This window comes from uncultured Nocardioides sp. (assembly GCF_902805925.1).
GTDB lineage: Bacteria > Actinomycetota > Actinomycetes > Propionibacteriales > Nocardioidaceae > Nocardioides.
On record NZ_CADCUP010000087.1, the window covers coordinates 1 to 8610 of the forward strand.

Annotated in this window: 9 protein-coding genes, 2 tRNA genes and 1 pseudogene; 5 read left to right on the plus strand and 7 right to left on the minus strand. The window is 72.4% G+C overall.

What is annotated here, in order from left to right; translation table 11 throughout:
- Positions 1-329: 329 nt before the first annotated feature.
- Together QZX64_RS06160 and QZX64_RS06165 are read left to right on the plus strand one after the other, a co-directional pair.
- Positions 330-1904, plus strand: coding sequence for an NAD(P)/FAD-dependent oxidoreductase (locus QZX64_RS06160; protein ID WP_295657726.1), 1575 nt, complete (start codon positions 330-332; stop codon positions 1902-1904).
- A 60-nt stretch (positions 1905-1964) separates the two neighbouring features.
- Positions 1965-2037, plus strand: a tRNA-Lys gene (locus QZX64_RS06165).
- A gap of 65 nt (positions 2038-2102) precedes the next feature.
- Here the strand turns inward: QZX64_RS06165 and QZX64_RS06170 are convergent.
- From QZX64_RS06170 to QZX64_RS06195, 6 genes are read right to left on the minus strand one after another with little or no spacing between them, the layout of a single operon-like run.
- Entirely contained in the window at positions 2103-2426 is a 324-nt protein-coding gene (locus tag QZX64_RS06170) for a co-chaperone GroES (RefSeq protein WP_295657727.1), read from the minus strand.
- Positions 2427-2433: 7 nt separating this feature from the next.
- On the minus strand, positions 2434-2682 hold the full coding sequence (locus QZX64_RS06175; RefSeq protein ID WP_295657728.1) for a DUF3618 domain-containing protein: 249 nt from the start codon (positions 2680-2682) through the stop codon (positions 2434-2436).
- Positions 2679-3434, minus strand: a complete 756-nt coding sequence (locus QZX64_RS06180; RefSeq protein WP_295657729.1) for an energy-coupling factor ABC transporter ATP-binding protein — start codon at positions 3432-3434, stop codon at positions 2679-2681. Before QZX64_RS06180 ends, QZX64_RS06175 begins: the two co-directional genes overlap by 4 nt.
- A complete protein-coding gene (gene cbiQ, locus QZX64_RS06185; protein ID WP_295657730.1) occupies positions 3431-4114 on the minus strand; it encodes a cobalt ECF transporter T component CbiQ in 684 nt (227 codons plus the stop codon). Before cbiQ ends, QZX64_RS06180 begins: the two co-directional genes overlap by 4 nt.
- A 1-nt stretch (position 4115) precedes the next feature.
- On the minus strand, positions 4116-4454 hold the full coding sequence (locus tag QZX64_RS06190; RefSeq protein WP_295657731.1) for a PDGLE domain-containing protein: 339 nt from the start codon (positions 4452-4454) through the stop codon (positions 4116-4118).
- A complete protein-coding gene (locus QZX64_RS06195; protein WP_295657732.1) occupies positions 4451-5143 on the minus strand; it encodes an energy-coupling factor ABC transporter permease in 693 nt (230 codons plus the stop codon). The genes QZX64_RS06190 and QZX64_RS06195 overlap by 4 nt, the downstream gene beginning before the upstream one ends.
- A 93-nt stretch (positions 5144-5236) precedes the next feature.
- On the opposite strand from QZX64_RS06195, the gene bcp reads away from it, so the two are divergent.
- Both bcp and QZX64_RS06205 read left to right on the plus strand, forming a co-directional pair.
- Positions 5237-5707, plus strand: a complete 471-nt coding sequence (bcp, locus tag QZX64_RS06200) for a thioredoxin-dependent thiol peroxidase (protein WP_295657733.1) — start codon at positions 5237-5239, stop codon at positions 5705-5707.
- 23 nt (positions 5708-5730) lie between these two features.
- Positions 5731-5804, plus strand: a tRNA-Leu gene (locus QZX64_RS06205).
- Positions 5805-5891: 87 nt separating this feature from the next.
- Here the strand turns inward: QZX64_RS06205 and QZX64_RS06210 are convergent.
- Positions 5892-7373 (minus strand): M28 family metallopeptidase, encoded by a 1482-nt coding sequence (locus QZX64_RS06210; protein WP_295657734.1) that lies wholly within the window; start codon positions 7371-7373, stop codon positions 5892-5894.
- Between the two features lie 819 nt (positions 7374-8192).
- Between QZX64_RS06210 and QZX64_RS06215 the strand changes: the two are divergent.
- Positions 8193-8610: pseudogene (locus QZX64_RS06215) on the plus strand (hypothetical protein); the annotation flags it as partial.

The window sequence follows — 8610 nt, forward strand, 5'->3', positions numbered from 1 at the left end:
TGGCCAGCGCGCCGGCGAGGAGCACCAGTAGGGCGGTCTCGACCCGGCGGGCCCGACCGGTGCGCAGGAGCAGCCCGGCGGCGGGCCCGGTGGGCCACAGCTCACCGGCCTGGTCGCCCGGGGAGCACCATGACGGCGACGTACCCGAGGCCCGCCATCACGGCCAGCAGCCCGAGGTCCCGAGACGCGCGACACGCAGATCCTCGTCCTCACCCGCGCGCGGGCACGCGGCAGCCCGGACCCCCTGCGGGCTCGAGGACACGAGATGATGGCCTGACAGCGGTCCCGCGGCGGAACGGCGGAAGTGTGGGCTGCACTACGTTGTCCCGGTGACCTCGCAGCGGAGCGGCTACGACGTGGTCGTCGTCGGTGGCGGCCACAACGGGCTCGTGGCGGCGACCTACCTGGCGCGGGCAGGGCTCTCGGTCGTGGTGCTCGAGCGCCTCCCGCACGTCGGTGGCGCGGCCGTCTCGGCCCAGCCGTTCCCCGGCCGACCGGCACGCCTGAGCCGCTACTCCTACCTGGTCTCGCTCATGCCCGAGCAGCTGGTGCGCGACCTCGACCTCGACATCGCCCTGACGCAGCGCAGCACGGCGTCGTACACGCCCTACGTCCGTGACGGGAAGCCCGGCGGTCTGCTGGTCGAGCGACCCGAGGGCGACTCCACGCGCGCGTCGTTCGCCACGCTGACCGGCAGTGACGACGAGTACGACGCGTGGCGCGCGTTCTACGCCGAGGTCTCGTCCCTGGCCGCGGTCGTGGCACCCACCCTCATGCGACCGTTGCCGTCGGAGAGGGACCTCGCCGCGGCCGTCGACGAGCGCACCTGGCGCGACGTCGTGCTGCGGCCGCTGGGCGAGGCGATCGAGGAGCGGTTCGCCGACGACACCGTGCGCGGCGTGGTCGCCACCGACGCGCTGATCGGCACCTTCGCCTCGATGCACGACCCCTCGCTGGTGCAGAACCGCTGCTTCCTCTACCACGTCATCGGCAACGGCACCGGCGAGTGGCGCGTGCCCGTCGGCGGGATGGGGGCGGTCACCGACGCCCTGGCCCGGGCGGCGGTCGAGGCCGGCGTCGAGATCGTCACCTCCGCCGGCGTCAGCGCCGTCGCGGCCGGGGACGACGCGTCGGAGGTCACCTGGCACGACGGCACGCGGGCGCACACGGTGACGGGTCGGCACGTGCTGGCCAACGTGGCCCCGTGGGTGCTGCGGATCCTCCTCGGCGGTCCCGAGGACGCCGCGACCAAGCCGCAGGGCTCGCAGCTGAAGATCAACCTCCTGCTCGACCGGCTCCCGCGGCTGCGGTCCGGGGTCGAGCCGGGCACCGCCTTCGCCGGCACCCTGCACCTCGACGAGGACCTCTCCTCGCTCGAGGCGGCGTACGCCGACGCCGCCGCCGGGCGGATGCCGGCCGTGCTGCCCGGTGAGGTCTACTGCCACTCCCTGACCGACCCGTCCATCCTGGGCGACCTGGAGGGCACCGGCGCCCACACGCTGACCTACTTCGGGCTGCACACCCCCGCGTCGCTCTTCGAGGGCGACCGGCAGGCGGCCAGGGCGCTGGCCGTCGAGCGTGCCCTGGCCTCCATCGACGCCCATCTGGTGGAGCCGCTCGCCTCGTGCGTCGCCACCGACGAGCACGGCAACCCCTGCATCGAGGCCAAGGTGCCGCAGGACGTGGAGGCCGAGCTCGCCATGCCGGGCGGCCACATCTTCCACGGCGACCTCGACTGGCCCTGGGCGTCCCACCGCGCCCGCCTGGAGACCCCGGCCCAGCAGTGGGGCGTGCACACCGCGTCCCCCTCGGTGCTCCTGTGCGGCTCCGGGGCGCGTCGGGGCGGCGCGGTCTCGGGGCTGGGCGGGCACAACGCAGCACAGGCCGTGCTCGCCGCCCGCTGACCGCCTCCCGATTTTTCCTGCCGACGCGCCGCTGGTAACGTTCTACTCGCTTCACGGCATGCGCCATTAGCTCAATTGGCAGAGCAGCTGACTCTTAATCAGCGGGTTCGGGGTTCAAGTCCCTGATGGCGTACAGAGCGAAGGCCCCCGGTCCGGCGACCGGGGGCCTTCGTCGTGCCTGAGGGGTGCGCTGCCCTCTCAGAGGTAGAGGCCGGTGGACTCCGCCTCGAGCCGGCCGGCGGAGACGGCGTGCACGTCGCGCTCGCGCATGACGACGTACACCTCCCCGTGCACCTCGACCTCGGCCTTGTCCTCGGGGTCGAAGAGCACGCGGTCGCCGACCTCGACGGCGCGCGCGTGCGGGCCCGTGGCCACCACGCGCGACCAGCTCAGCCGCCGGGCGCCCATGGCGGCGGTCGCCGGGATGACGATGCCGCCGGTGGAGCGACGCTCGCCGGCCTGCCTGTCCTCCTCGACCAGGATCCGGTCGTGGAGCATCTTGATCGGTGACCCCGCGGGCATGGCGGGGTCAGCGGGTGACGCGGCGGAGCACCGCGATCAGCACGATCGCGCCGACGACTCCGGCCGCGACCTTGAGGATGTTGTCGGTGCGCGGCTCACCGGTCTGCATGTCGACGAAGTGTGACTTGGTCGAGTAGACCTGCCGGTTCACGATGGTCTTGGGGCTGGCCCGGTGGGCGAGCTGGTCGATCGTGCGGGCGAGGTTCTCGCGGGTCGCCTCGATCTCGCGCTCCAGGGAGCTGGTGTCGTTGCTCACCGGGGCAGGCTATCAATGCGCCGCGGGTCGAAGCCGAACGGGAGCTCCAGCCGGTGTGCGCGCATCAGTTCGTCGTCGGTCAGCACGTCGTACGTCGCGTCGTCGGCGACCACGACGCCGTCGCTGAGCACCACCGAGCGAGGGCACAGCTCGAGGGCGTACGGCAGGTCGTGGGTCACCATCAGCACGGTGACGTCGAGGCCGCGCAGGATGTCGGCGAGCTCGCGGCGCGACGCCGGGTCGAGGTTGGAGCTGGGCTCGTCGAGCACCAGGATCTCCGGCTCCATGGCCAGGACGGTCGCCACGGCGACCCGCCGACGCTGGCCGAAGGACAGGTGGTGCGGGGGCCGGTCGACGAAGTCCGCCATGCCGACCCGGTCCAGGGCCGCCATCACCCGGCGGTCGAGCTCTGCGCCGCGCACCCCGAGGTTGGCGGGGCCGAAGGCGACGTCCTGCCGGACCGTGCCGAGGAACAGCTGGTCGTCGGGGTCCTGGAAGACGATGCCGACGCGGCGGCGGATCTCCTGGAGGTTCTTCTTCGCCACCGGCAGGCCGTTGACCGCGACCGTGCCGGCCCCGGCGGTGAGGATGCCGTTGAGGTGCAGCACGAGGGTCGTCTTGCCGGCGCCGTTGGGGCCGAGCAGGGCGACCCGCTCCCCCGCGTGCACGTGGAGGTCCACCCCGAAGAGCGCCTGGTGCCCGTCGGGGTAGGCGTAGGCGAGGCCGCGGACCTCGAGCGTCGGCACACTCACGGCGTTCGCCGCAGGTCGGGCAGCGCGCCGTCGTAGCCGCGCGAGAGCATCGCGAGGTGCACGCGCTCCCCACGCTCGTAGGAGCGGATGAACAGCGCACCCAGCGAGCGGGCCAGCGTGGGCCAGTGGCGGGGCGAGCGCGGGTCGCAGCCGCGCGACCGCATCGCGGTGGTCATCCGGGCGAGGTCCCCGGTCACGACGTCGAGGTAGCGGACCATGAAGCCCATGATCGAGACGATGAGTGCCGGCATGCGCAGGCGCTGCAGCCCGCGCAGCACCTCGTCGGGCTCCGTGGTGGCGGCCAGGGTGAGGGAGGCCAGCACGCCCAGGCTCCCCTTGACGACCAGCGCGAACGCCGCGAGCAGGCCGGGCTCGGAGACCTCGACGCCGAGCACCTCCACCTGCGGTCCGTGCGCGACGAACGGCACGAGCAGCGCGAAGAGGAGGAACGGCACCTCGATGACCATCCGGGGCAGCAGGTAGCGCAGGGGCACCCGCGACACGAGGATGACGCTGAGCAGGACGGCGAGGTGGGCCGCGAAGACGGGGTACCAGTCTCGCGGCGTCGCCACCACGAGCAGCATGAAGGCGACCAGCGCGAGGAGCTTGAGGTGCGCCGGGGCGCGGTGGACCGGGCTGTGCCCGTGGAAGTGGAGGCGGTGCCCGTGCCCGGCCCCCATGTCAGCGGCTGTCGGCGTGCTGGCGTGGTGCCGCGTCGTCCGCCTCGTCGCCGTCGCGACGACGGATCAGCCAGAACAGGCCGCCGCCGATCGCGGCCACGGCCAGCGCGCCCAGCACCCCGGCCAGGCCGCCCGACAGTCTCTCGTCGTCGACTCCCCGGGTCTGGTAGTCGGCCAGCGGGCCGTCGGCCGCGGCATGCTCGTCGGCGCTGTCGAGGAAGCCGGTCTGCTCCGCGACGTGCTCGAGGCCGTCGGGGTGGCTGCTGGCGTAGTAGCTTCCGACGCCCGCGACCAGCAGGGCGACGACCAGGCCGGTGAGGAGGAAGGCGCGCAGCCTCATGCGGTCACCCCCGGCCGGCGGATCTCGAGCCGGCGGGCGGCGAGCACCGGCCGGGCGCCGTACACGAGGTCGGGGCGGACGGCGACCACGCTGCCGACGACGAGGCAGGTGATGACCGCCTCGCCGGTGCCGATGACGACGTGCCAGCCGACCATGGCGGCGAGGACGGCGCCGGTGTCGACCGGCACGGTGCCGCCGATGGCGAAGAGCGCGGTGAAGACGGCGGCGGCAGCCGGCACGCTGAGCAGCGCGGCCACGGCGGCCGCCGGCGCCACGAGGGCGGCGCGCTTGGGCAGCACGGCGCGCAGCAGCGCGAAGACGCCCCAGCCGACGACGACCCCGACGAGCGCCATCAGCGTGATGTTGGTGCCCAGCGCGGTGATGCCGCCGTCGGCCATCAGCAGCGCCTGCACCAGCAGCACCACGCTGATGCACAGCACGGCCGTGAAGGGACCGACGAGGACGGCGGCCAGCGCTCCGCCGAGGAGGTGACCGCTGGTGCCCGCGCCGACCGGGAAGTTCATCATCTGGCCGGCGAACACGAACGTGGCGACGAGCCCGGCCATGGGCGCCGTCTTGTCGTCGAGCTCGCGGTGCGCGCCCCGGAGTGCGACCGCGACACCGGCGGCGGCGACCACCCCGGTGGCCACCGAGGTGGGTGCGTCCAGAAATCCGTCGGGGACGTGCACGGGAGGGTGCCTCCGGTCGCTAGGTTGTCGGTGCGTCCACCACTCTATTGCAATTGACTTGCAACAACACCCCCTGACCATCAGGAGCCATGCATGAGCGACCGCCTCGCCGTCGGCGACACCGCGCCGGACTTCACCCTTCCCTCAGACACCGGCGGCAGCGTCACGCTCTCCGAGCTTCGCGGCCGGTCGGTGATCGTGTACTTCTACCCCGCCGCCATGACCCCCGGGTGCTCCACGCAGGCGTGCGACTTCACCGACTCCCTCGAGTCCCTGAAGGCCGCGGGCTACGAGGTCGTCGGCATCTCCCCCGACGAGCCGGCGAAGCTGGCGAGGTTCCGCGAGCGCGACGGCCTGACCATCACGCTGCTCTCCGACCCCGAGCGGAGCACGCTCACCGCCTACGGCGCGTTCGGCGAGAAGAAGCTGTACGGCAAGGTCGTCGAGGGCGTCATCCGCTCCACCGTGGTCGTCGACCCGGAGGGAAAGGTCGCCGTGGCGCAGTACAACGTCAAGGCCACCGGGCACGTCGCCAAGCTGCGCCGTGACCTCGGTCTCGGCTGACCGCACCTAGACTCGGGCCACCGGCGCTCGTAGCCCAATGGGTAGAGGCACCAGGTTTAGGTCCTGGCCAGTGAGAGTTCGAGTCTCTCCGAGCGCACCCTCGAGTCGATGCGGACATGGCCGGGCCTCGATCGCCGACCCGGCCGGCCCGGCCGCCCCCGCGGCCGAGCCTGGACCAGGCGGTTCAGCCGGACGCGGGCACGGGGAAGGCGGCGGGGCTTCGTCGGCCCCGCGCGTCCACCGACCGGACGCCGAAGAAGACGTTGTCCTTGGACAGGTCGATCGTCGTGCTCGTGCGCGTGCCGCGGACGCGGATGACGTGCGTCCAGTCGTCCTGCGGCGTCGGGCGCCAGACGACCTCGTAGCCGGCGGCGCCGGGAACGGCCTCCCAGGCGAGGGCGGTGTTGTTGTCGAGCTGTGAGGTGTCGACCGTGAGGCCCTTGGGAGTGCCCGGCGCGGTGGCCAGCGACCAGAGCGTGGCGGCATTCACGCGCGCCACGCGAGTGATGAAGCCGAAGTCGCAGAACCTCGGCAGGTCGCCGTACTGGATCCCGTCCTCGAACCGCACGTCCTGGTGCTGGTGCGCGTAGTTCTCGTTGGGCTCGGTGAAGCGCGCTGCGGGGAAGCGCCGTTCGAGGAACGCGATGTGGTCGCCGCCGCGGAGGTAGCGGTCACGGCGGTAGATCACGCGGATGCGCATGCCCGTCGACCGGTTGTCGGCGACCTCGGTGACGAAGCGTGCGAGCTGGCGCGCCGGCGAGTCGTTCTCGCCGCCGACCGAGCGGCGCACGGCGGCCTCCTCATCCGTCTCCGCGGTCGGGACGCCCTCCGCGAAGAGCCGGAGGCTGTGCGCGTCGCGAGTGCCGTCGTCACCGGTGGAGCTGCCCACGATGTCGTTGGTGAACATGCCCTGCACGTCGACGCCCTGGTCCTGGTAGGTCTGCGCCATGTGGTCGGCGCCGTAGAGCCCCTGCTCCTCCCCGGCCACGGCGGCGAAGACGAGCGTCGCCCGGGGCCGGTAGGTCGCGAAGACGCGGGCCAGCTCCATCGACACCGCGACGCCGGAGGCATCGTCGTTCGCACCCGGAGCGTAGTCGGTGAAGTTCATGATGTCGGTGACGCGGGAGTCGTAGTGCCCGGAGATGACGTAGACGCGGTTGGGCTCCTCGCTTCCCACCAGCGTGGCGATCACGTTCGTGATCGTCGTCGGCGTCGGGATGCGCGCGCCGTCCGGCTGCTGCACGTAGGACTGCTTCTCCACCGTCATGCGGCCACCGGAGGCCTGGGCGTACCTCGACATGGTGTCGTAGATCCAGTCACGGGCCGCACCGATCCCGCGCTCGGGGTCGGTCTGCGAGGAGAGGGTGTGGCGGGTCCCGAACGAGACGAGCTTGCGCACGTTCGCCTCGATCCGGCGCCGGTCGACGGCGCGCATGATGGCGCGCAGCTCGGCATCCGGCGACTGCGGACGGTTGCGCCGGCCCGGACCGTCCGGCCAGTGCTCGTCGGCGTCCAGGACGCTCCTGCTCCGGTGGCCGGAGCCGTCTCCCGCGGCTGCGGCACCAGGGGCGCTCGCGAGGACGGCACCCGTCCCGGCGGCGGTGCCGGAGATCAGCGCTCGGCGTGAGGCGTGGGTGGGGCGGGGCTCTGAAGTGTCGTCAGTCACTGCTTCATTCCAAACCCGACCTCGCGGAAAGTAAAGAGTGCGGCGAGATTCGGCCGACGATTCACCTCCCTTTCCGCGTCCCAGCCTCCGGGAGGAGGCGGACAGGGTGCCGCCGCTGGTCATGTGCTCGTCGTCGACGGGTGGCCGGTCATCGGGGCCGGGTCGGGGCGATCGCGTCCCGACCCGGCGGTGCCGCGACGTGTCGTCCGTTCCGGGCGTAGTCGGGCCATTCGGGGTGGTTCTGATCCCGTCGCTCGCCGACGGCAGTCCACAACAGCTCGAGGATCAGAGCTCGGCCGGCTGCTGGAGGGGGCGCGCTTGGTCGCCACGGTCACGACGGGGACGAGGACCCTCGGTGAACAGCTCCGAGCGGTCGAGGAGCTGGGCGATGAACCCCGCCGAGGCGGGTGAAGGACTCCTCGAGTGCCTCGGCCCCTCGGCCCCTCGGTCGCGCCGAGCAATCGGCGGTCGTCGGCTACGTGATCCAGCACGTCGGTCCTCGGTGACCCCTTCAGAAGTGCGGCGGGTCCTGATCGGTGCCCGGGCGCGTGGGGCACCACGCCACACCGCTGTCATGCGAACGACGAAGAGAGGCGTCGTAGGTCCAGGACGTGCGCCGGGTGGCGTCGTGAGGTCATCGCGCTGCCGCTGACGCAGGTGCTGGACGTCGCAGCCGAAATCGTGGCCGGACGCCGGTGGGCTCGCGGGCTCGACCAGCGCAGCTCCGCCTTCGCGGACCTGGCACGATGGCCGGCCGAGCTGTCCACAGGGCCCGGTTCGAGCCGCCGAAATGTCGGTGGTCCCTGGTTGAGTTCTCCTATGGCGACCACGACGACCGAGCTCCCGGACACCGCTGCTGCGGTGCTCGGCTACGCCCGTTCGCGTCGTGCTCTGGCGGACCGTGCGGAGGCGGAGCTGTTGGTGGCGGCGTGTCAGTGGGCCGATCTGCACCCCGCGTCCGAGGACTCCGCCGCGACCTTCACCGCGCCTGGCGGTGGTGAGCACGAGGAGCCCGTCGCCGGTGCGGGTGCGCCGTTGGTGGCGGAGTTCTGTGTGGCCGAGCTCGGCGCCGCCCTCGGGATGTCCACAGTCGCAGCCAAGCGGCTCATCGGCCAGGCCCTCGAGCTGCGCCACCGGCTGCCCCGGCTGTGGCGCCGGGTCCAGGCCGGCGAGCTGGCTCCGTGGAAGGCACGGCGGGTCGCGGAGACCACCATCCACGCCGACCTATCGGAGGAGG

Bases quoted from the DNA above. Each gene is read 5' to 3' on its own strand.
- QZX64_RS06190 (WP_295657731.1), bottom strand. From the start codon at position 4,454: ATGAGGCTGCGCGCCTTCCTCCTCACCGGCCTGGTCGTCGCCCTGCTG.
- bcp (WP_295657733.1), top strand. From the start codon at position 5,237: ATGAGCGACCGCCTCGCCGTCGGCGACACCGCGCCGGACTTCACCCTT.
- QZX64_RS06170 (WP_295657727.1), bottom strand. From the start codon at position 2,426: ATGCCCGCGGGGTCACCGATCAAGATGCTCCACGACCGGATCCTGGTC.
- cbiQ (WP_295657730.1), bottom strand. From the start codon at position 4,114: ATGGGGGCCGGGCACGGGCACCGCCTCCACTTCCACGGGCACAGCCCG.